The following is a 20,973-nucleotide window of genomic DNA, read 5'->3' as shown; positions in this document are numbered from 1 at the left end:
TGGAACCCATCGGGAATATCCCGCCAGCAGAGGCCGAGGCAAACTTCTACGCAGCTCGGCAAAGATCAGACATGGCCGCGTAAATAAGACAAATCAGCCTCCGGCAAACCCGGCACGGTTCAATCTGGATCTTTCGTCCGATCTTACCGGAGGCGTAAACACCTGCGTAGAATATGTCCTTCAGCACGCTGATCACATTGCGATCGCGGATAGGCCGCCACTCGAAGGATGTCAGCCGAACTCCATCGGAGGGCCGCGGAAAGTGGATGCCTTCCTCTGCAATGGCGGGCAGGATCTGCCGCGCGCTACCAAGATCCTGGATCCGAAGATCGGGGTCGAGGAGAACGCCGGCATTGCGGTCCCACAGAGAGCCAATGGGTGGCGTATACCACAAGTCGCCTCGCCTCGCTTTCGATCTTGCAGCCTCGACCAGGTCGTACTGGCGACGCTGGCTTTCTAGGTTCATCATGACCTGGGTCTGGGTCGACTGACGCACATAGATGATGGCCCGGCGCTGCAGCAGTATGGGCGTAAGAACGGGGCCATGATCAATGCTCATCGCTCATCTCCTTCGTTCTCGCAGCCGAAAGCAGAAGCTGCGCCAGGGCGCTCAATGTAGACGCCCGTTCCTCCTGCGTCATGTGCACAATCGGATTGGGCAGGAAGGGCAGTGGTAGCTGTGCTGGGGGCGTTCGTTCCGGGATCATGCTCGGCCTCCTGTGTCGGTTCTTCACCGACAAAGGTTCGCCGGAGTCCCAACGACCCGAGAACCCTATGAAGATCGTCAAGTGCGGCAGTAGACACTAGAGGATCGCCCAGGCTCAAAGTTGAACATATCGCAGCAGCGAGAACCCAGGCTGGCGCCATGATCGCTACACCATGATCACGCTCCAAAGCCACATATCGCCCGTCACCCCGTTGATACGCGAGAAATACCCGCGCATCCGATCCGAAATAAGCGTGTCACCGGTAATGAAGGCGAGAAACCTGCCCGACATGACCAGAATGAACCGGAACTGGCCCTCAATCGCAAAAACCCACTCTGCGCCGGGCATGATGCCGGCGCACAGAACCGCGCCATCCAGATCGATCCGAACACTTTCGGCTGTGCCATCTTCGGACACGATCTCAAGCGAGAGGTCGTTCAGATCCAGACCGCTTGTATTGATAACATCGCCTCCCTGATCAAAACCTGCAAACTCAACGGCGTTGAGCTTTCTGCCTGGCTGGCCGCGTCGCTGACCGCCATCGCGCAAAGCCATAAACAATCCGATATCGACGCTCTCCTGCCTTGAAATTACAACGGCCCGGCAGGGGGACCAGCGAAACGCTTACCGAATATGGGACGCGGGCGACCCGCGACGCCGCTCTGGGTGGTGCCATGAATAGCGTGGTATTCTATGGCTGCACAGCGGGCGAAGAAGTGATCGAATTGAATTTATGCGGGGGATGCCTGCCCGGGGGGGGTCCGACAGCATGACGTATGCCAAGCCGGTTTTAGATATCCGCTGTTTGGAAGTCATGATCTTCGGTTCATCGGCGTAGTCTTTGATCGGACATGTGCCAGGCTTCAGAATGTGGCCTTGATGACGCCGCGAGCCGATATGCTGTTCGGATGGCGGGATTCACATCAGTTCAGAGAACTGCACGCGCGCGAGCCCCGGATCCGGATATTCCTGCCTGTCTTGCATAGGCCCCGTAAAGGCAGATCAGACGCCACCTGCTACTGCCCCATTCTAACCCCAGCAACACGATCGGCCGGAAGCGTTAGCCATAAAAGTAATCCACAAGGAAGAGCGGGATCGACGGGATGTAGGTGCACATCAAAAGCACCGTCAGCAGAACCGCAATGAAATAGATATTCACTTTAGTCACATCCCAGATGTTCGCCCGGGCCACAGCACAGGCCGTAATAAGCACGCTTGCGACAGGCGGTGTCTGTTGGCCGATGGCCAGATTCAGCGTGACAACAAGGCCGAAGTGGACCGGGTTGATCCCCACTGCGTTGATCAGCGGGATCACAATGGGAACCACAAGGATAATCGCGGCAGCCGAGTGCAGGAAGAAACCGATGATCAGGAAGAAGAAGTTCAGGATCAACAGGACCAGCCACTTGTTTTCTGTGATGCTGAGGATGCCTGCGGCTAGCTCTTGCGGATATTGCGCTCGGGTCAGGAAGCCTCCCATCACAACCGAGGCCGCGACAAGCAGCATGACAACAGCCGTCTGCATACCACCGTCCAGCATGGAGCGTTGCAGGTGCTTGAGATCAACCTGTCGATACCACAAGCTGATGACAATAGCGGCCAGCACAGCAAGACCGGCGGCCTCTGTCGCAGTCACGTAACCGCCAAAGATTCCGCCTAAAATGATCACCGGCAGGGCAAAGGTGGGCAAAGCGTCGACAAAAGCGACCCACAACCGACGGCCTGAAAAGGCTTCCTCACGCGGGAGATCGTAGCGACGCGCGAAATAATAGGCTACGCCCATCAATCCCGCAGCCCCCATCAAACCAGGCACCACGCCCGCGACGAAAAGCTGCTCGACCGAAACATTGGCCGATGTTGCATAGAGGATCATCGGGATCGATGGCGGGATGATGATCGCCAGCGACGCGGATGATGACGTGACCGCCGCAGACAGCGCTGCCGAGTAGCCGCGCTTTTTCATTTGTGGGATCATCACCGACCCCATTGCAGCCACGTCGGCCACCGCCGAACCCGAGATTTCGGCGAAAAAGAGCGACACACCAATATTCACATGTGCAAGCCCGCCTCGGATGAATCCGATCAAGGCGGCGACAAAGTTGATCAGCCGGTCTGTTATGCCACCTGCATTCATGATGGCCCCGGCCAGAACAAACATCGGGATGGCGATCAGGGAAAACTTGGTGGCGCCGCTATACATGTCCAATGCGACATTCACGAGAGATCCGGTGCCTTCCAAAACCAAAAGGCCAATGATGGCGGACACTGCGAGCGCCACGGCAATCGGTACGTTCAGACAGATCATCGCAACCATGGCAACAAAGATACCCAGCATCAGCATCAGGCGTTCCCCGCTTTCTTCATCTCGGTTTCGACCTCTTCTTCGATTTCGGCATATTCTAATGACACGCCCTGCGACGTCTTGCGCCAATAGTCGGGCAGGCTGAGCAACTGACAGATCACAAAAAGAAGCGCACCAAGCGGAATGACCGATTGCGTGACGCTGACGGGCATCCATGTGAGCGAGACAAGCGACATGCCGCCAAGGATGGCCATGACGGTGAACCCGGCCCACGCCAATAGGATGAAAAATCCCGCAGTGATCATCTCTGCCACGATCATCGCAATCATGCGCGTTTGACTGGGCATTGCTAGCAGCACGCTGTCAAATCCGATGTGACGCCGCCGCAATACCGCCAGTGCCGATCCGTAATAGGTAATCCAGGCCAGCAGGATCGCTGCCACCTCATCGTACCAAGACAGGCTGGACCCCGTCAGGCGATAGAGAACGGCGACGATTACGATGACGGTCAAGACAACCATCAGCAGGATCACGAAATATTCGAGAACGATCTCAAAGAATTTCTGAAGCGTGTTGAGCATATTTGTCCCTCGCCGGACACGATGCCCGCCGGTCTCCTGAGAAACTGCTGTGATGTCCTGTTACAGATGCGCGGAAGGCAGCGGTTTGCCCTCCGCGTCGCGAAAATCACGATCCCGAAGCGAGGTTTTGGATCCGCTCGATCAATTCCGCTCCCCCTTCTACAGTATTAGCGAACTCTTCGTAGATCGGGGCCGAGGCATCAATGAAGGCCTGTTTGTCGGCCTCGTTGACTTTGACACCCGCGTCTTTGATCACCTGCAAAAGCTCAGCTTCCAGGTTGGCAGCATGTTCGTAGACGAAGTCCTGAGTCTCGGTACCGCATGCTTCGAGACCCGCGCGCACATCCTCAGGCAGTTTCTGCCAGTTGTTTTCGGAAACTAGAACGTAACCGGGTGTGTAAACGTGGCCGGTGATCGACAGGTATTCCTGCACTTCCTGGAATTTCGCCGATGCGATTTGCGCATAGGGATTTTCCTGGCCGTCGATCACTTTGGTCTGAAGGGCGGTGAACACTTCCGAAAAGGCCATCGGCGTTGGGTTCGCGCCATAAAGTTGGAACATCTTCACGCGCCACTCGCCGTTTGGCGTGCGTAGTTTGATACCCTGCAGATCCTCGGGCGTATCGATTGCACGAGTGTTGTTGGTGATATGCCGAAAACCGTTCTCGAAATACCCGATGATCCGGTATCCCTCGCTCAAGGCGGCCTCTTGGAAGACATCTCCCATCTCGGCCTGGATGCGGCGCATGTGTTCACGGTCCTGAACAATGTACGGCATTTCAAACACCCCGAACTCCGGTGCCACGGACGACATCACTGATGAGGGCAATGAGAAATCGACCTGGCCCAGCTTCAACTTTTGCAAAAGCTCGCGGTCTTTGCCCAACTGGCTCGCGCCAAAAGTTTGCACCTCGGCCTGATCGCCCAGCTTACCATTGGCACATTCCGCGAAGGCATTGGCCGACGCCTCGAATAGCGAGCCAGGGTTGCCGACATGACCGAAGCGAAGTGTGATATCCGCCGCTGTTGCCGCAAGTGGCATGGCAATCGCGGCCACACTGGCCAGAATAGTTGCTTTAAGTTTCATTGATTTTCCTCCCTTTGCGCCCCCTCCCGGGGCGTTATTCTGCGGCGTGCCGCTCCTTTGTTGTGTCTTTGAGATGCTCCATCGCGGTTTGAGCGCCGCCCGACTGATGCGGGATGCCAGCCTTGGCCAGACCCATCTCGACACCTGATAGCGTGGCCATCAGCATCAGATCGTTGAAATCACCCAGATGCCCAATGCGGAAGACCTTGTCAGCAACCTTGGACAGGCCATTACCAAGCGAAATGTCATAGTGTTTCAACGTGTTTGCGCGAAACGCATCTGCCGAATGGCCCTGTGGTACAAGCACCGCAGTTAGCACGCCCGACTCCTGCCCTTGCCGTGCGCAAAGAACCTCAAGCCCCCAGGCGCGCACGGCGGCCCGGGTGGCAGCACCGTGGCGCGCGTGCCGGGCAAAGACGTTGTCCAGCCCTTCCTCATGCAGCATGTCGATTGCTTCGTTCAATCCATACAGCAGATTGGTGCCCGGGGTGTAAGGAAAATAGCCAGTCTCATTTGGGCCGACCATATCGTGCCAGTCCCAGTAGCTGCGCGGCATGGTCACGGATTTTGCGTGTTGCATCGCCTTTTCACTCACCGCGTTAAAGCTGAGCCCGGGCGGCAGCATTAAGCCCTTTTGCGAACCCGAGACACAAACATCGACGCCCCATTCATCAAACCGAAAGTCGATCGAAGCCAGGCCCGAGATTGTGTCGACCATCAACAGGGCGGGATGCCCCGCCGCGTCAATTGCCCTGCGCACGTCGGCAATAGGCGAAACCGATCCCGTGGATGTCTCATTATGCACCACACAGACCGCTTTGATCTCGTGATTTTTGTCTTCGCGCAACCGCGCCTCAATCCGGTCCGGCTCTGCACCACCGCGCCAATCGCCTTGCAGAAACTCTGGTTCAAGCCCGATTTTGCGCGCCATCTTGTTCCAAAGGGTCGCAAAGTGCCCGGTCTCAAACATCAACACCTTGTCGCCTGATGACATGGTGTTGACCAATGCGGCCTCCCACGCACCCGTTCCGGAGGATGGGAAGATAAAGACATGCTGCTCGGTCTTGAAGATGGTCTTCATGCCGTCCAGTGCCTTCTTGCCCACCGCAGCAAAATCCGGTCCGCGATGATCAATCGTTTGCTGCCCAATCGCGCTCAGAATGCGATCGGGAACGGCGCTTGGGCCGGGAATTTGCAAAAAGTGTCGGCCTGCCTGACGCATCGAATCTGATCCTCCCACAGGCGCCTTTCGAGGGCGCGATTAGCAGTTGTCAAAACGTAATTATGAATTCATAATTCAGTCAACCCAATTTTTTGGGGTCATGGCAAGCTTGCGTCGGGGGAGGACATTTGCTGGCTTATGCGTGAAAACTCCGGTCTCTCAAACCGCTTGAACGCAGCCATTTCTGGCGATGTCATGGCGGATCCCGCGGCGCGCGGGCGCTATGCGACCGATGCGTCCATCTATCAGATGATCCCCGAGGCGGTGGTTGTGCCGCGTTCTGTGCATGACATCGAGGCGGCCATGAGCATCGCCCGCGACGAGGAAACACCGGTGCTGCCGCGTGGAGGTGGCACATCGCAATGTGGTCAGACCGTGAACCGCGCAGTGGTGCTAGACAACACGCACCACCTGAACCGAATTCTGGATGTCGACACGAAAAATTTGACTGCCCGGGTTGAGCCCGGTCTGGTTCTGGACGAATTGAACCGCGCTCTGAAATCCCATGGTTTGTGGTTCCCGGTTGATCCGTCGACCGCGTCGCGCTGTACCTTGGGCGGGATGGCGGCCAACAATTCATCGGGGGGTAAGTCCCTCCGCTATGGCATCATGCGCGACAATATTCGTGCAATTTCGGCCATTTTGCCGGACGGCAGCAAGGCGCGGTTTAACGGCGCGGATCCCGAACCGGGGCCCTATGCTGACCTGGTGGCAGATATGCGCGCCCTTGGTCAGCGCGAGGCAGCCGAGATCGATGCGCAGTTTCCCAAGGTGCAGCGCCGCGTCGGTGGCTATAACATCGACGCGCTGACCGGTAACGATGTGAACATGGCGCATCTGCTGGTCGGGTCCGAAGGTACACTGGCCTACTTCACCGAACTGGAACTCAGCCTGGCCCATCTTCCGGGTGAAAAGGTGACAGGTGTCTGCCATTTCCCAACGTTTTATGCAGCTATGGATGCCGCCCAGCATCTGGTCACGCTAAACCCGCTTGCGGTGGAATTGATCGACGACACGATGATTGCGCTTGGGCGCGACATCCCGCTTTTCCGCAACACGATCGAAGCCTTTGTCGAACCCGACCCCGCCGCTTTGTTGCTGGTGGAGTTTGCCGAGGGTAGCGCCGAGGCCAATGCGGCAAAACTGGTGCAGCTGTCGCAGCTTATGGGCGATCTAGGGCTTGACTTCAAAGGTACAGGCGACCGGTGGGGCGGCGTGGTGCCGGTATCTGATGACGCCCTGCAAGGGGCCATTGCGGAGTATCGGAAATCAGGTCTGAACGTGATGATGTCCATGAAGCAGGCGGGCAAGCCGATCTCATTCGTTGAGGATTGCGCCGTGGCCTTGCCCGATCTGGCCGAATACACAAAGGGCCTGACCGACATTTTTTCACGCTACGGTACGAAAGGCACCTGGTACGCGCATGCCTCTGTCGGTTGTTTGCACGTGCGCCCTGTTCTGAACATGCGTCAGGATCAAGACGTGAAAACCATGCGCGCCATTGCCGAAGAATGTTTCGATCTGGTCAAGTACTACAAGGGTTCGCATTCCGGAGAACACGGCGACGGGATTGTGCGCTCGGAATTTCACGAAAAGATGTTCGGCCCACGTATCGTTTCGGCCTTTGAAGAAGTGAAGGCGCGCTTTGATCCCACTGGGCTGATGAACCCCGGTAAGATTGTGCATGCTCCTGCGATGGATGACCGCCGCGTGTTTCGGTACGGGCCAAACTACACCGTACCGGACTTTGAAACTGCGCTTGACTGGTCAGCGTGGCCCGGCGCTGCAGGCGGGTTTCAGGGTGCGGTTGAGATGTGCAACAACAACGGCGCCTGTCGCAAGCTGAAGGGCGGCGTCATGTGCCCGTCGTTCCGGGCCACGCGTAACGAACGTGATGCCACGCGCGGGCGGGCCAACACACTGCGCTTTGCGATCAGTGGCCAGATGCCCGGTGGCCTGACCTCCGACGCCATGGCCGACACGATGAAATATTGTGTTTCATGCAAAGGGTGCCGCCGGGAATGCCCGACCGGCGTTGACATGGCGCGTATGAAGATCGAGGTGCTGGCGGCGCGACGGCGCGAGAATGGTCTCACGATCGCCGAGAAGCTGGTGGGATACCTTCCACGCTATGCACCCAAGGCATCCAAACTAGCCTGGCTGATGAACCTGCGCAACCAGATCAGGCTGGTGCGCAAGCTGTCTGAAAGGCTGACGGGCGTGTCGCATAAACGTGATATTCCCGTTTGGTCTTCTAACCCGTTTCGCGATGACGAAGCGCAAGATACAGATCCGCAAGTCTTGATATTTGCCGATGTATTTAACCGCTATTTCGAGCCGGAAAACCTGCGTGCCGCCTTGCGGGTTCTGCGGGCTGCCGGGTTGCGGGTGGCTGTTGCACAGGACGGCTCCGGCATTGCGCTGGAATGCGGGCGCACATTGCTGGCGGTTGGCTGCGTCGAGGAGGCCCGATCAGAGGCACAGCGGGTGATCGAAGCCACCCGGCCCGCAGTTGCGAAAGGCGTGCCGGTCATTGGGCTGGAACCCTCTTCGATCCTGACGTTTCGTGACGAATTTCTTGCCCTTTGCCCGGGGGCAGAGGCCGAAGCTTTGGCGCAGGCGACCCATACATTCGAGGAATTCCTGGTCACCTTACCCAAACTGCCGCTGACAGCGCTCGAGCACCCGATCTATGTTCACGGCCATTGTCATCAAAAGGCTCAAGACGCGGTGACACCAATGCTTGATCTTCTGAAACGCATCCCCGGCGCACAGGTCAGTTTCATCGAAAGCAGTTGTTGCGGTATGGCAGGCGCATTCGGATATGCGCCTGACACCATTGATGTTTCGCTGCAAATGGCAAATCTCGATCTTTTCCCTGCGCTTGATGCCGCACCCGAAAATGCGATTATTGTTGCGGATGGAACATCCTGTCGCCACCAGATCGCAGATGGTACACCGCGCCGCGCTATTCATGTTGCGCGCTTGCTGGAGAGGGTCCTTGATGGATAGGATATCTATATGAATCTGCCGGAAACCATCAAACGCCCGACCCTGCATGAAGAACTGGTGGAACGTCTACGCAACCTAGTGGTCGAAGATGCGCTCAAGCCTGGTGAGAAGGTACCGGAAAAAGAATTGTGTGAGTCCTTTGGGGTGTCCCGAACGCCTCTGCGCGAAGCGCTCAAAGTTCTGGCATCCGAAGGGCTGGTAGTGTTGCAGGCCAATCGCGGAGCCCGCGTTGCCCGCGTCACTCGCAAAGAGCTGGAAGACACGTTCCCGGTCATCGCCATGCTGGAACAACTGGCCGGTGAACTCGCGTGTCAAAATCTAAACGACGCCGAGATTGCCCGTATCGAAAAGCGCCACGATGCCATGGTCAAAGCCTATAAAGCACGGGACCGCAAAACATATTTCCAGGCCAATCAAGACATTCACAATGCCCTGATCGACGGGGCAAAGAACGAGTTGCTTGAGTCCCATCACCGTATGCTGGCGGTTCGTGTGCGGCGGGCACGGTTCATGGTCAACTTGTCCGAGGAACGATGGGCCGAGGCGATCCAGGAACATGAGCAGATGATGGAAAAGCTGCGTGACCGGGACGTGACCGGCCTGGGTCAGCTGATGAAGACTCATATGATGAATAAGTTCGCGGCCCACATCAAGGCGCTCGACTTGGCGTCTGAAGATAGTGCTGAAAGCCGAACCCTGTCTTGATTGCCAAGGCATGGCTTGACCATCAGTTCCACAGATATCTTGCTTGAAAAGGCGCCATGATCTTGTCGCCCAAGTGAAATTGTACCCATGGCGGATCACGTCCCAAAGGAATTTGAACGATGACCAACGACATCTTATCCGAGCTGCGCGGCCAGACGCTTTGGGTCACTTTCAACCGGCCAGAGGCGCGCAATGCGATGACGTTTGCCATGTATGAAGAGTTGGCAAGCCTCTGCGGCACCATGCCCACCGATGGCTCTGTCCGGGTGATGGTGATCACCGGAGCGGGCGGCAAAGCCTTTGCGGCGGGGACCGACATGACCCAGTTTCGCGCCTTTAAAACTGAACAGGATGCTTGGGATTATGAGGAACAGATCACCAGCGTGCTGACCGCAGTAGAGACTTGTCCGGTACCCACCATTGCGGCGCTTCACGGAGCCTGCACCGGTGGCGGGGCGTCAATTGCGGCAAGCTGTGACATTCGGATCAGCAGCGCACAGTTGAAATTCGGTTTCCCTATCGCGCGTACTCTGGGAAATTGTCTGAATGCCGGAAACCTTGCGCGGCTGAGCGAACTCATGGGCGCAAGCCGGGTGCGCGAGATGATCTTCACCGCCCGTCTCATGGGTGCCGAGGAGGCGTCGGCAATCGGGTTGGTCGCAGACGTGTTGCCGGATGAAGTGGCGTTGCTTGCGCGTGCCAAAGACCTGGCGGAGCATCTGGCGAGCATGGCGCCATTGACATTACGCGCGACAAAAGAAGCCATGCGGCGCAACCGCGAAGCCATCGCAGTAGACGACCGTGACCTCGTGTCGCTTTGCTACATGAGCCAAGATTTCAAGCACGGGCTTGAGGCGTTCCTTGCCAAGGCCAAACCAGAGTGGAGCGGGACATGACCAGACAAGGCCCGCTGACCGGAATGAGAGTGATCGAATTGGCCCACATCATGGCGGGTCCGGCCTGCGGCATGATGTTGGCTGACATGGGCGCCGATGTCATCAAGGTCGAAAAGCCCGATGGCGATGACAGCCGCCGTTTTGTGCCCCCCGACATCATGGGCGAAAGTGCTGCCTTCATGATGATGAACCGCAACAAGCGCGGGATCGCGCTGAACCTAAAGGATCCTGACGCGATCAAGGTGCTGCGGGTGTTGCTGGACGGTGCAGATGTAGTCATCGAGAACTACCGTCATGACACGATGGAGCGACTTGGACTGGGCTACGACACCCTGCGCGAACGCAATCCAAGGCTGGTCTATTGCGCGGTCTCCGGCTTTGGCCGCACCGGGCCATACGCCGAACGTGGTGGCTTTGATCTGATCGCGCAGGGCATGTCGGGGCTGATGTCCATCACCGGCGAAGGCCCGGGGCGTCCTCCCGTGAAACCTGGTGCCCCGATCGCCGATATCACTGCTGGCTTCCTGGCCGCGCTTGGATGCACGGCGGCCTATTCCCATGCACAGGCCACCGGACAGGGCCAGATGGTCGACACTTCGCTTTTCGAGGCCGGTATTTCCCTGACCTATTGGCAATCCGCCATCGCCTTTGCGACAGGGCGGGCGCCCCAAGCTGTTGGTTCGGCTCATCCATTGAACGCCCCTTATCAATCTTTCCGCACTCGTGACGGATGGATCAATATTGGTGCCGCCAACCAGCGTAATTGGCTGCGGCTTTTGGATGTGATCGAGGCGCAAGCATTGGACAATGATTCACGGTTCGGGTCAAATCATGACCGGATCAATAACCTTCATGATCTTGTCCCCATTCTCGAGTCTCATCTGCAATCCCGCGACACAGAGGACTGGTTAGCCCGCATGGAGGCCGCCGGTCTGCCAGCAGGGCCCGTGATGGACATTTGCGAAATGCACCGTGATCCGCAGGCAATGGCGCGACAAATGATCGTTGAGACCGAACATCCGATAGCCGGGCATGTCAAAGCGCTCGGATCGCCAATTAAGTTCAGCGAAACCCCGGGGGCCGTCACACGTCCTGCGCCGACCCTTGGTCAACACGGGCCGGAAGTCCTGGCGGAATATGGCTATGACGATGCTAAAATTGCGTCTTTGCAAGAAAAAGGTGTCCTGCTTGTTGCCTGACAAGAGCCTTTGTTGATGGCGTGCGTGGCAGTTGAGCCCGGCAATTTTTGTCCAGATAAGACAAGTTGGAATCATCTGCTGAAATTGGAGTGTCTGTCGGCATTTTTCAGAATAGGGCTGGAGTATAGGCCCCTGCAACGGCAGCGCTCACCCTCTTGAAAATTGCCACCAGAAGCGAGAACCACCCCAGCAATTAATCAAGATTTGATTTATGTAGAGACACGGTCGATCAAAGAAGAGAATTTGGTGGGCCAGCGGCATCGGTGTTCTGTTGCCGCTCCGGCCTCCAAACCCAGTTCGACGCAACCGCTCACCATCAGACAGAGATGGTTGAGGGTATAAACGATGCGGCTACGACCAAAGCAGTTGGCATCGAAACCCGTGTCATCCATCGTCTTAAGGCACGAGGCCAAGCAACCCTATGCTAACTACAGAAATCAGGGCGCCTGCGAAAATCTGCAAAGCGGGTAATGCGATGTGCTGCCCGCTGAACGAGGTGGATGATGCGAACGCAACGCTGCGGGCGGCGATACTGGACACTGCGACCAAACTGGTGAGCACGGCGGTGCCAAGGCCCATGATAAGAACAGCCGCTGCCCCAGCCATTTGAATGTCCATCTGCCAGGCAATGACGAGAAGAAAAATTGCACCCGTGCAGGGGCGAACTGCGATGCTGAGCACGAGAACAAGCGAGTCGCGGAAAGATCCGGCCCGCGCGACCTGATCCGGCGTTGGGCCATGGGAATGACAGCCACATTCGGCATGATGATGGTGGTGGGACGACTTTCTTTTGAGCGATCGCGCACCTCGCCAAATAAGGGTCAGTCCGACGCAGGCGATCGCCAGATAACTTGCCGGGGCGAGGATGTCGTTTGCCAATGACGTCAGTTGGCTCGCCGATGCCTCAATCAACCAGAACCCGCCATAGACCAGCACAACCGCCCATAGTGCCTGAGTGAGACTCGATATTCCGGCAATCGTCATGAGGCGTAGTGTCGAAACGGATGTTCCCAATCCGACCCCACCGACGAGGTATTTTCCGTGTCCCGGTCCCAATGCATGAACGAACCCGTAAGCCGCGGTGGCGCTGAGCAAAGTGACGTAGGCGCCGGGTTCGCCGGCCTTCAAGGCCCGGACAGCCCCGGCCATCTGCTTTTGAAAACCGCGCTGCTGATCGGTGGCCCATGTGGCTAGACCGCTCAGGTCGGACATCACATACAAAACCACAGCCGCCGCGGCCGCAAGACAAACGAAAAGCGCTATCCGCATTGCACCATGATCCTGTCGGCGAACAGGGCGCCGACGTTCTGATTGCTTGGTGTTTCTTCCCGGCTGAGTTTCGCCAAAACTGCTTGCAAGGCGGTGTCTTTGGCATCGGGATCGAAGGGGATCACCTGTGCGGTACAGTTGTCTATATCCCCGATGAGTTGCGGTAAATTAGCAACCTTGAATGCGAAGAAATAGGTGGATTCGTAGAATGCCACCTCGGCTGGAGAGCGGTTCAGATTGATCGGCGTTTCAAGGTGCCTTGAAAAGGTCAGTTGCAGGCGTCCGTTGATCAAGTGCACGTCCAAGCCGACGGGCCAATCAAGCCTGACAGGTTCACCAGCGATGGAGAGATGGGCCGATCCGTCGAAATCGCTGGGCCAGTCGCTTTTGAGACGAACAAGTTTTAATCGATCCTCCTCATCAAGCCCACCTTCCGCGTTTAGGGACATGCCATAGGAGGACAGCAGGTAGAGGGTTTCAAACTCATCGTAGAGCCACGTCACCTGCAAAGCTTCGAGGGTTTTTTCGTCGCTTACGACAAAATCGACGCCGCCATCGACGAAGACATGGGGATGCGCCTGAAGTGGAGGGATGAAGAGTGCAAACGCGCCGAAAACGGCCAAAATGTGCCAGGGCGTCCGTTCCAGCACGCCGGTCCCCCTTTTGATCCGTTGCCTCATGCCGCGTCTTTCACGCGATACCCACCGGAAATGGGTCGGGCGCTGCCCCCCGATCCGGCATTCTTGGTGCGGGATAGTTTCATGTCAGCGCGCACCCGATCAGCGTCGATATTTCTTCGGACAGATTGTTAACGATGACTGCAATTGGACGACGCGTGTCGGTCATTGGATCACCTTGCGTTGGCGGCAGAAACCAGAAGCATGGAAGTGGGCCGCAGCAGGTTGAGGCTGCGTTGCAATTCACCTTTGAGCAAATCGCGTGCAATAACGACAATACGGCTTGTCCTGTCGTCGTTTGGCCAGGTCTTGAGTGGTACCGGTGGGTCGAAAATGTGCTGCACGCCGTGGAACACAAAGGGAGCTTCGATCCCTTCCAGAAAGACGATCCCTTTGACCCGAAGAATGTCGGGACCCCGGAGTTTGATCAAAGTATCCAGCCATTGATCAAACACGTCATCAGGGATTGGCTCGTCCAAAACGATAGATTCAGTACTGATGCGTGCGTCATGCACTGGTGCTGCATTGATGCTGACAGGTTTGGACGGCGACAATCCGGATAAGTTGGCAAGAGGGTCCTTTGGCGTTTCCGGTCCGGTTGTCCAGGTCAGGACGTCCTGTTTGGCCGCGCTCGGTCGTAAAGCGCTGAGTCCCCAGATCTGCCCGGAGATACCGTCTCCGCGCACGGAGTGAAGAATACGGATACCGGGATTGAGCGATCTGAGGCGCGCCTCAAAAGCCGCCACTTCAGGAGGTGCCACAAGGTCAGTTTTGCTCAATACGATCACATCCGCCATGGCCGTCTGGGACACGGCCTCGAACTGCGCATCCAGCGTGGCAGGTCCATTGGACGCGTCCGCAACCGTTACGATCCCATCCATGCGGGTCCGGTGCGCCAGGAAGGGATCGACCAAAAGCGTCTGTAAAATCGGGCCCGGGTCAGCAAGCCCGGTGGTTTCGATCACGACACGCTCAAATGTAAGGTCGCCTTTATCCCTGCGCTCCAAAAGCTGCGCCATCGTTTGGGCGAGCTCGCCACGCACCGAACAGCACAGGCAGCCGGAGCGCATCAGAATCACCTCGTCACTGCTTTCTGCGATCAACTGATGGTCAAGACCCGCCTCGCCAAACTCATTCACGATGACCGCCGCGCGTCCTGCGGCACTGTCCGACAGCACTGCATTCAGCAGCGTCGTCTTACCCGCTCCTAAAAAGCCGGTCAGCAGGGTCACCGGGACACGTTGATCAGTCATCTTAGGACCCGAGTGCCTGTGACAATGTGGTCGCGTTGTGGCGCATCAGGTCCAGGTAAGTCGCAGCCGGTCCATCCGGTTCAGAAAGCGCGCCGGGATAGAGGGTGCCGCCAAGTGTCGCCCCGGTCTCGTTCGCGATCTGCTCTAACAAGCGAGAATCGGCGATATTCTCGACGAAGACGGCGGAAATATTCTGCTCTCTCATTTGTTCAATAAGTTGTGCGACATCCTGTGCGGAGGCTTCCGAATCGGTACTCAACCCCTGCGGCGCCTCGAATGTCAGACCGTAGTCGCGTGCGAAGTATTGAAAGGCGTCGTGAGAGGTCACGACGATGCGCCGCTCCTCGGGCAACGCCGTCATCATGGCATTTATCTCTGCATCAAGTGCTTCGAGCTCGGCCACAAAACCCGCGCGGTTTTCATAGAAGATCGCTGCATGCTCCGGGTCAGCCTGCGCCAAGGCTGCTGTGATATTATCGGCATAGGTCACGGCAAGCTTTGGGCTGAGCCAGGCATGCGGATCAAACGCCCCATGGTCGTGACCGGCATGTTCGTCCTCGCGATCGCCATGGTCGTTGCCATGCTCTGCGTGCTCCTCCCCGTGATCATCATGATCGTCGTGCTCTTCAAAGGCGATAGGCTCAATCCCTTTCGTGGCCACGACAAGGGACCCATCAAAGGCCGCGGCTTCTGACAAACGCTCCAACCAACCTTCGAATTCCAGACCGTTCATGAATAGAATATCAGCCTCACTCACAGCACGCGCGGCCTGCGGGGTCGGTTGATAGACATGGGCGTCTCCATTGCGCCCGACCAAAGTTGTCACGGTCACATGATCCCCGCCGATGCGTTCCACTATGTCTCCCAAAATCGAGAATGTCGCGATGACAGGTGTGGGTTCATCAGCCCATGCAGCCGTCGGCAATATCAAAGTGGCAGCGACTAGGGCGCTGGCGGACCTGAGGAGTGAACGGCGAGCCGGCATGAAGTTACCTTTCAAGTTTCGAAGTGACGACGTGGTCGGGTCCGCGCGATCAGGCCCCCGACCGAACCAAAGATGAGGGACACGGCGTAGATGATCCCGGCGACAAGGATGATCGCGGGGCCGGATGGCAGGCTGTAGTGGAATGACAATAGCAGACCGACCATGCTGGATATCACGGCGATGGCAGCGGCACCGGCGATCAAACCACCGATCCCGGCGGCCCAGAACCTGGCCGCAGCTGCTGGCAGGATCATAATCCCAACGGCCATCAGCGTTCCAAGGGCATGGAATCCTGCTACCAGGTTCATGACGACGACGCCAAGAAAGGTAAAATGCGTAACCGCGCTTAGCTTGCTGACAGACCGCAGGAACTGTGGGTCGGCACATTCCAGCACGAGGGGCCGGAACAGGACGGCAAGGACGATCACAGACAGGCTTGCGAAGGAACACAGCAAAATGAGCGCTGCATCATCAAGCGCCAACACCGTTCCAAACAGCACATGCATGAGGTCCACATTGCTGCCGCGGGTCGATACGATCAGCACGCCTAGAGCCAGTGAAATAAGGTAGAAGGCGGCAAGGCTGGCATCCTCTCGAAGAGCGGTCACGCGCGCCACATAGCCGGAGCCCAAGGCCACAACCATGCCTGCGATCAATCCGCCAACTGTCATTGCTCCCAACGAGAGGCCAGAAATCAGGTAACCGATAGCTGCCCCCGGGAGGATGGCGTGGGCCATCGCATCACCCGTCAGACTCATGTGCCGGAGCATCAAAAATACACCGACCGGCGTGGCGCCAACCGAAACTGCGATACAGCCCAGCAAAGCACGGCGCATAAAGCCAAAGTCAGCGAACGGTGCAAAGAGCAGTTCCCAGATCATGCAACGCTCTTTCCGCAGACATGCGGAATACTGGCACAGGCTTCGCACATTTGCCGAGCCCGGTATTGGTTCTCCGATGTCAAAACCCGATCCGTGGGCCCATGCGCCACCAATTCGCGTGCAAGCATCAGTGTTTGCGGGAAATGTGCTTTCACGGTGTCCTGATCATGCAACACAGCAAGCACTGTGCGGCCTTCACCGTGCCATTGATGGATCAAGTCGATCAGATCCGCCATTGTCTGAGCATCAATTGCCGTGAAAGGCTCATCAAGAAGGACAAGTTTGGTGTCCTGAAGCAATAGCCGGGCGAACAAAGCGCGCTGCATTTGGCCGCCGGACAGGGAAGCTATCGGACGCCGTTCAAAGCCGGTGAGACCAACTGCAGCAATGGCCGCATCGACACGAGACCGCTTTGCTCGTCCAAGCTGACCCAAAGCGCCGATTTCCTGCCAAAGACCCATGGCCACGAGATCTATGACCGAAATCGGAAACGAGCGGTCGATCTCTGATTGCTGCGGCAAATAGGCGATGTCCTCATAGCCCAAGCCGGATGTTTCAATGCGCCCCTCAAGCGGTGCCAAAACGCCCGTTACGCCCTTGAGTAGGGTCGACTTGCCCGCGCCGTTGGGGCCGACGATGGCAGTCAGGCTGCCTTGGTCAATCTCGGTTTCGAGGTGATGAACAGCCGGGTGCTGGTCATAACCGAGCGTAAGATTACGAAATGCGACCGCTGTTGTCATAGGGCCCCCGGCGTGGCGGTGGCCCAGAAAAAACCCAACCAAAGTGCAACAACGATCAGTGTGGCGATGGCCAATCGCGATCCCGCTCCGACAAGGAGAAGTCGCAGTGTTCTGCCATTTGAATTCATGCTGGCGCTGGCCCGGTTCCGCAAGATGCGCAAAGGCCGTGGACCTCAATCACATGACGCTGTGCTGCGAACCCGGTTTTTCCCGTGACTTTCGAGAGTTTAGCGAGCAAGTCCGGCGCGACACTCTCCTCGACCCGTCCGCAATCATCGCAGATCGACAGGATCGAGGCGTGTTGGTGGCTGCCATGCTGGCAGTTGACATAGGCTTTGAGAGACTCCAGGCGGTGGATTTTTCCGCATTCTGTCAAGGCCGCCAATACTCGGTAGACCGTTTGTGGGGCCATTTTTACTTTCGTTTTGCGAAGCTCCCCAAGAACATCATAGGCAGACACTGGCTTATTGCGCTGACGCAGGATGTCCAGCACCTCCAATTGCAGCACCTCGCCACGTCCACTCATAGTTTCCCACTCTCTCGACCAGCCTGAGTATTATGTTACAATATAACATATCGCAAGAGTACTCAAGACAACGACATGGGGTGTTGTCGCAAAAGAGGGCAAAGATCAACCTTGGCGATTATGCCGACACTGAACCGCGCTGGGTTTTCCGGAGGCTGATTGGTCTTGGTTGCGCGGCGATGTCTGATCTTTCCAGAGCCGCGTAGAAGTTTACTTCGGCCTCTGCTGGCGGAATGTTTCCGATGGGTTCCAGCAATCGGCGGTTGTTGAACCAGTCGACCCCTTCGAGTGTAGCGTATTCCACCGCATCGAGACTGCGCCATGGACCACGCCTGTGGATAACCTCGGCCTTGAACAGTCCATCGATCGTCTCGGCCAGGGCATTGTCGTAACTGTCGCCGACGCTGCCGACGGAAGGTTCGATCCCCGCCTCTGCCAGGCGCTCGGTGTAGCGAATGGACAGGTATTGGGCGGTTTCAAGGGGTTGTCGCAACGGTTTATTGATATCTCATGTTAGGACGTCTTCCAACGCCTCTGCGGGCGGTTTCCATCCGAGCGTTTTTCGGGGCCTGTTGTTCAAGGTGTATGCGACAGCATTGAGAGTGCTTTCATCATGGGGGCTGAGATCCGTGCCCTTTGGAAAGTACTGGCGCAATAACCCGTTGGTGTTCTCATTGCTGCCGCGTTGCCAGGGGCTTTGTGGATCGCAGAAGAAGACCTAGAGGCCGGTGTGGTCCGTCAATTGCTCATGTTGCGCCATCTCAGCACCTTGGTCCCGTGTCAGCGATTTGCACAGGTGCTTGGGGAGAGCTTGAATGGAATTGGTGATGTCATCTCGAACAGCTTCAGCTCCGTGCCCTGCGAGTGCGGGACCGTTCTTTTTGCGCGGCCCGGTGCCATGACCTGGCATCGGTGGCAGATGCAGGAGAAGGGTGAAGCGCTTTGAACGTTCCACCAAAGTGCCGATCGCCGAGCTCTTCAGTCCAAGGATAAGATCACCTTCCCAATGCCCCGGGACAGCGCGATCATCTGCTTCGGCGGGGCGCTCGCTGATCATGATCTGATCAGATACGAATGGTTTGCCTTTACCTTTTCATCGCGCACGGGGGACACGCAGCGCTTGTCCAGATCGCAAACAAGCAACGAATTCTCGGCGTAATGCGCCACGCCCCTGATGAACAAGGACCGATAGATTGCTTCGTGACTGATGCGCATCATGGGGTCATCCGGAAAGTCCAGTGGCAAGCGGCGCGCGATTTGTTCTGGGCTCCAAGCCTGTGCCCATCTGCGCTGTTGCCGACGCACAGACCGTCTCTTCGTCCACGGCACATCCGGACCAGCTATGATCTTCCCATTTGGGTCCGACACCAGATCCGAAAGCCGATCTTCGACATACTGCCGCAAGGCTTCATTCTGCGCCAGTTTTGTCGCTTTGGGCTGACATGCTGCACGGTCGGCATGCCTTTGAGCAGTGGTCGCGCAATACTCAAAGCCGCCCGAGCGTGTCGCGGCATTCCGGCGAAGTTCCCGAGAAATGGTGGAGGCCGAGCGTCCAATTTACTTGCAATCGCGCAGACACCAAGGCCCTGTGCCTTATGCAATGCGATCTCTTCGCGTTCGGCAAAACAAAGATACCGACCGGAAAGCCGCTGGGATGACTGTGCGAACTTTGATGGTGGCATGCCTCCGGCCTCTCGAAACCAACGACTGCCAACAGGGGCAGACGCGCCAGCTTGCATACCAGCCTCTTCGCTGGAAACGCCTTGCCTGATCAGTTGCCAGAACACGATTTGTTGGGACCGAAGCGCCACCCCAGACCGTCCCGGTGCATGCAGTGTGCTGCGCCCTGAGGCACGTTTGCGGGTTGTCATCACAACCTCCAATTCGGTACCGTTGCGACAACCGCTTGAACACGCCCAATACTGCGCTCATGACTATCAAAAGCGCTTGCGCCAGCACGGCTTCCAGGTGTCGATGCCAGGCAAGGGCAACTTCTATGACAACTCCGCAGTCGAGACGTTCTTCAAGACAATCAAGGCAGAGCTGATCTGTCGAATGTCTTTGACGACCTTCTCACCCTTGCTCTTTCGCGTTCCGGGTTTCTGTCTCATCTCCACTCCTTGGTGGTTACGATGTGCCAGAAACCCTCCCTTATCAAATCGACCTAAACTGTCCCATTGGTGCTGACGTCAGACAGCCACATATCGCCCGTCACCCCGTTGATGCGCGAGAAATACCCGGACATCCGATCCGAAATCGGCGTGCCACCGGTAATGAACGCGAGAAACCTGCCCGACATGGGCAGAATGAACCGGAACTGGCCCTCACCCACTCTGCGCCGGGCATGATGCCAGCGCACAGAACCGGGCCGTCATCGCCTCCCTGATCGAAACCTGCAAACTCAACGGCGTTGAGTCTTTTGCCGGGCTGGCCGCGTCACTGACCGCCATCGCGCAAGGCCATAAACAATCCGATATCGACGCTCTCCTGCCTTGGAATTACAACGGCCTGGCAGGGGGACCGGACCATGAGCATCATAGAATTGAAGATCACGCTTGAGTATATCGAGAGATGGCCTGAGAAATCTGAACAGTTGAGTTAGGTGGATTTTTCGCTCGTGATCCGGCAGCGTGCCGGGACGAAGGAGCGAAGATGGTAAGACGGCCCAGACGGAACCACAGCCCTGCATTCAAAGCGAAAGTGTCGTTGGCGGCTTTGAAGGGCGACAGGACGATGAGCGAGTTGGCGACACAGTTCGATGTTCTTCCCAATCGGATCAAGCAGTGGAAGGATCAGCTTCTCGATGGGGTGACGGATGTCTTTGATGACAAACCGAAGACCTCGAAAGAACCTGAAATTGATGTCAAATCGTTGCATGCGAAGATTGGCCAGCTGACGCTGGAGAACGATTTTTTGGAAGGAGCGCTCGAC

18 protein-coding genes and 5 pseudogenes are annotated in these 20,973 nt (G+C 57.1%); 8 read left to right on the top strand and 15 right to left on the bottom strand.

The features are described from left to right. Positions 1–46: 46 nt before the first annotated feature. Positions 47–559 (bottom strand): hypothetical protein, encoded by a 513-nt coding sequence (locus tag IU397_RS22580; protein WP_239480008.1) that lies wholly within the window; start codon positions 557–559, stop codon positions 47–49. 457 nt (positions 560–1,016) lie between these two features. Here IU397_RS22580 and IU397_RS22575 point away from each other — a divergent pair. Next, positions 1,017–1,295, top strand: a pseudogene (locus IU397_RS22575) (transposase domain-containing protein); the annotation flags it as partial. A gap of 472 nt (positions 1,296–1,767) precedes the next feature. On the opposite strand, the gene IU397_RS22570 reads toward IU397_RS22575, so the two are convergent. From IU397_RS22570 to IU397_RS22555, 4 genes are all read right to left on the bottom strand, one after another. Continuing rightward, positions 1,768–3,048, bottom strand: a complete 1,281-nt coding sequence (locus IU397_RS22570) for a TRAP transporter large permease (protein WP_204417855.1) — start codon at positions 3,046–3,048, stop codon at positions 1,768–1,770. Continuing rightward, positions 3,048–3,590, bottom strand: coding sequence for a TRAP transporter small permease (locus IU397_RS22565; protein ID WP_204417853.1), 543 nt, complete (start codon positions 3,588–3,590; stop codon positions 3,048–3,050). Before IU397_RS22565 ends, IU397_RS22570 begins: the two co-directional genes overlap by 1 nt. A 106-nt stretch (positions 3,591–3,696) precedes the next feature. Continuing rightward, complete coding sequence (locus IU397_RS22560) at positions 3,697–4,677, bottom strand: TRAP transporter substrate-binding protein (protein ID WP_204417851.1); 981 nt, start codon at positions 4,675–4,677, stop codon at positions 3,697–3,699. Between the two features lie 34 nt (positions 4,678–4,711). Next, positions 4,712–5,899, bottom strand: a complete 1,188-nt coding sequence (locus tag IU397_RS22555) for an alanine--glyoxylate aminotransferase family protein (protein ID WP_204417849.1) — start codon at positions 5,897–5,899, stop codon at positions 4,712–4,714. 138 nt (positions 5,900–6,037) lie between these two features. Between IU397_RS22555 and IU397_RS22550 the strand changes: the two genes are divergently transcribed. The 4 genes from IU397_RS22550 to IU397_RS22535 all read left to right on the top strand — a co-directional run bounded on the left by IU397_RS22550 (position 6,038) and on the right by IU397_RS22535 (position 11,711). Continuing rightward, positions 6,038–8,911 carry an FAD-binding and (Fe-S)-binding domain-containing protein gene (locus tag IU397_RS22550; protein ID WP_204417847.1) on the top strand — a complete coding sequence of 958 codons (2,874 nt, stop codon included), beginning with the start codon at positions 6,038–6,040 and terminating at the stop codon, positions 8,909–8,911. Between the two features lie 9 nt (positions 8,912–8,920). Beyond that, on the top strand, positions 8,921–9,616 hold the full coding sequence (locus IU397_RS22545) for a GntR family transcriptional regulator (RefSeq protein WP_204417846.1): 696 nt from the start codon (positions 8,921–8,923) through the stop codon (positions 9,614–9,616). 119 nt (positions 9,617–9,735) lie between these two features. Then, the gene (locus IU397_RS22540) at positions 9,736–10,512 is read left to right on the top strand and encodes an enoyl-CoA hydratase/isomerase family protein (RefSeq protein WP_204417844.1); all 777 of its coding nucleotides are present in this window, start codon (positions 9,736–9,738) and stop codon (positions 10,510–10,512) included. Then, positions 10,509–11,711, top strand: coding sequence for a CaiB/BaiF CoA-transferase family protein (locus IU397_RS22535; protein ID WP_204417842.1), 1,203 nt, complete (start codon positions 10,509–10,511; stop codon positions 11,709–11,711). The genes IU397_RS22540 and IU397_RS22535 overlap by 4 nt, the downstream gene beginning before the upstream one ends. A 396-nt stretch (positions 11,712–12,107) precedes the next feature. Here the strand turns inward: IU397_RS22535 and IU397_RS22530 are convergent, their stop codons facing one another. From IU397_RS22530 to IU397_RS22490, 9 genes and pseudogenes are all read right to left on the bottom strand, one after another. Further along, positions 12,108–12,923 carry a nickel/cobalt transporter gene (locus tag IU397_RS22530; RefSeq protein ID WP_204417840.1) on the bottom strand — a complete coding sequence of 272 codons (816 nt, stop codon included), beginning with the start codon at positions 12,921–12,923 and terminating at the stop codon, positions 12,108–12,110. 47 nt (positions 12,924–12,970) lie between these two features. Continuing rightward, positions 12,971–13,630: a DUF1007 family protein gene (locus IU397_RS22525; protein ID WP_204417838.1), complete on the bottom strand. Its 660-nt coding sequence runs from the start codon at positions 13,628–13,630 to the stop codon at positions 12,971–12,973. A gap of 200 nt (positions 13,631–13,830) precedes the next feature. Beyond that, positions 13,831–14,910 carry a GTP-binding protein gene (locus tag IU397_RS22520; RefSeq protein WP_204417837.1) on the bottom strand — a complete coding sequence of 360 codons (1,080 nt, stop codon included), beginning with the start codon at positions 14,908–14,910 and terminating at the stop codon, positions 13,831–13,833. Between the two features lies 1 nt (position 14,911). Continuing rightward, entirely contained in the window at positions 14,912–15,895 is a 984-nt protein-coding gene (locus tag IU397_RS22515; protein WP_204417836.1) for a metal ABC transporter substrate-binding protein, read from the bottom strand. An 11-nt stretch (positions 15,896–15,906) separates the two neighbouring features. Continuing rightward, positions 15,907–16,776: a metal ABC transporter permease gene (locus tag IU397_RS22510; protein WP_204417835.1), complete on the bottom strand. Its 870-nt coding sequence runs from the start codon at positions 16,774–16,776 to the stop codon at positions 15,907–15,909. Beyond that, on the bottom strand, positions 16,773–17,516 hold the full coding sequence (aztA, locus tag IU397_RS22505) for a zinc ABC transporter ATP-binding protein AztA (RefSeq protein ID WP_239480007.1): 744 nt from the start codon (positions 17,514–17,516) through the stop codon (positions 16,773–16,775). The genes IU397_RS22510 and aztA overlap by 4 nt, the downstream gene beginning before the upstream one ends. A gap of 124 nt (positions 17,517–17,640) precedes the next feature. After that, positions 17,641–18,042, bottom strand: a complete 402-nt coding sequence (locus IU397_RS22500) for a Fur family transcriptional regulator (protein WP_204417834.1) — start codon at positions 18,040–18,042, stop codon at positions 17,641–17,643. A 118-nt stretch (positions 18,043–18,160) separates the two neighbouring features. Continuing rightward, positions 18,161–18,514 (bottom strand): annotated as a pseudogene (locus IU397_RS22495) (integrase core domain-containing protein); the annotation flags it as partial. Between the two features lie 36 nt (positions 18,515–18,550). Then, positions 18,551–19,913: pseudogene (locus IU397_RS22490) on the bottom strand (IS30 family transposase). 43 nt (positions 19,914–19,956) lie between these two features. Here IU397_RS22490 and IU397_RS22485 point away from each other — a divergent pair. Next, positions 19,957–20,097, top strand: a pseudogene (locus tag IU397_RS22485) (IS3 family transposase); the annotation flags it as partial. Between the two features lie 109 nt (positions 20,098–20,206). Here IU397_RS22485 and IU397_RS22480 read toward each other — a convergent pair. Further along, the gene (locus IU397_RS22480) at positions 20,207–20,401 is read right to left on the bottom strand and encodes a hypothetical protein (RefSeq protein ID WP_204417833.1); all 195 of its coding nucleotides are present in this window, start codon (positions 20,399–20,401) and stop codon (positions 20,207–20,209) included. Between IU397_RS22480 and IU397_RS22475 the strand changes: the two are divergent. Continuing rightward, positions 20,374–20,601: pseudogene (locus IU397_RS22475) on the top strand (transposase domain-containing protein); the annotation flags it as partial. The gene IU397_RS22480 and the pseudogene IU397_RS22475 sit on opposite strands and share 28 nt — an antisense overlap. A 93-nt stretch (positions 20,602–20,694) precedes the next feature. Beyond that, positions 20,695–20,973 (top strand): transposase (locus IU397_RS22470; protein ID WP_204417832.1); only part of this gene is annotated, 279 nt, incomplete at its 3' end.

The sequence above is a fragment of the Actibacterium sp. 188UL27-1 genome (assembly GCF_016901225.1).
GTDB lineage: Bacteria > Pseudomonadota > Alphaproteobacteria > Rhodobacterales > Rhodobacteraceae > 188UL27-1.
The sequence above is the reverse complement of the archived record's forward strand: the minus strand, read 5'-3'. Positions and strand labels throughout refer to the sequence as shown.

Excerpts from the sequence above, each read along its gene's own strand:
- IU397_RS22580 (WP_239480008.1), bottom strand. The coding sequence starts at position 559 with ATGAGCATTGATCATGGCCCCGTTCTTACGCCCATACTGCTGCAGCGC.
- IU397_RS22570 (WP_204417855.1), bottom strand. The coding sequence starts at position 3,048 with ATGCTGATGCTGGGTATCTTTGTTGCCATGGTTGCGATGATCTGTCTG.
- IU397_RS22565 (WP_204417853.1), bottom strand. The coding sequence starts at position 3,590 with ATGCTCAACACGCTTCAGAAATTCTTTGAGATCGTTCTCGAATATTTC.
- IU397_RS22560 (WP_204417851.1), bottom strand. The coding sequence starts at position 4,677 with ATGAAACTTAAAGCAACTATTCTGGCCAGTGTGGCCGCGATTGCCATG.
- IU397_RS22555 (WP_204417849.1), bottom strand. The coding sequence starts at position 5,899 with ATGCGTCAGGCAGGCCGACACTTTTTGCAAATTCCCGGCCCAAGCGCC.
- IU397_RS22550 (WP_204417847.1), top strand. The coding sequence starts at position 6,038 with ATGCGTGAAAACTCCGGTCTCTCAAACCGCTTGAACGCAGCCATTTCT.
- IU397_RS22545 (WP_204417846.1), top strand. The coding sequence starts at position 8,921 with ATGAATCTGCCGGAAACCATCAAACGCCCGACCCTGCATGAAGAACTG.
- IU397_RS22540 (WP_204417844.1), top strand. The coding sequence starts at position 9,736 with ATGACCAACGACATCTTATCCGAGCTGCGCGGCCAGACGCTTTGGGTC.
- IU397_RS22535 (WP_204417842.1), top strand. The coding sequence starts at position 10,509 with ATGACCAGACAAGGCCCGCTGACCGGAATGAGAGTGATCGAATTGGCC.
- IU397_RS22530 (WP_204417840.1), bottom strand. The coding sequence starts at position 12,923 with ATGTCCGACCTGAGCGGTCTAGCCACATGGGCCACCGATCAGCAGCGC.
- IU397_RS22520 (WP_204417837.1), bottom strand. The coding sequence starts at position 14,910 with ATGACTGATCAACGTGTCCCGGTGACCCTGCTGACCGGCTTTTTAGGA.
- IU397_RS22515 (WP_204417836.1), bottom strand. The coding sequence starts at position 15,895 with ATGCCGGCTCGCCGTTCACTCCTCAGGTCCGCCAGCGCCCTAGTCGCT.
- IU397_RS22510 (WP_204417835.1), bottom strand. The coding sequence starts at position 16,776 with ATGATCTGGGAACTGCTCTTTGCACCGTTCGCTGACTTTGGCTTTATG.
- aztA (WP_239480007.1), bottom strand. The coding sequence starts at position 17,516 with ATGACAACAGCGGTCGCATTTCGTAATCTTACGCTCGGTTATGACCAG.
- IU397_RS22500 (WP_204417834.1), bottom strand. The coding sequence starts at position 18,042 with ATGAGTGGACGTGGCGAGGTGCTGCAATTGGAGGTGCTGGACATCCTG.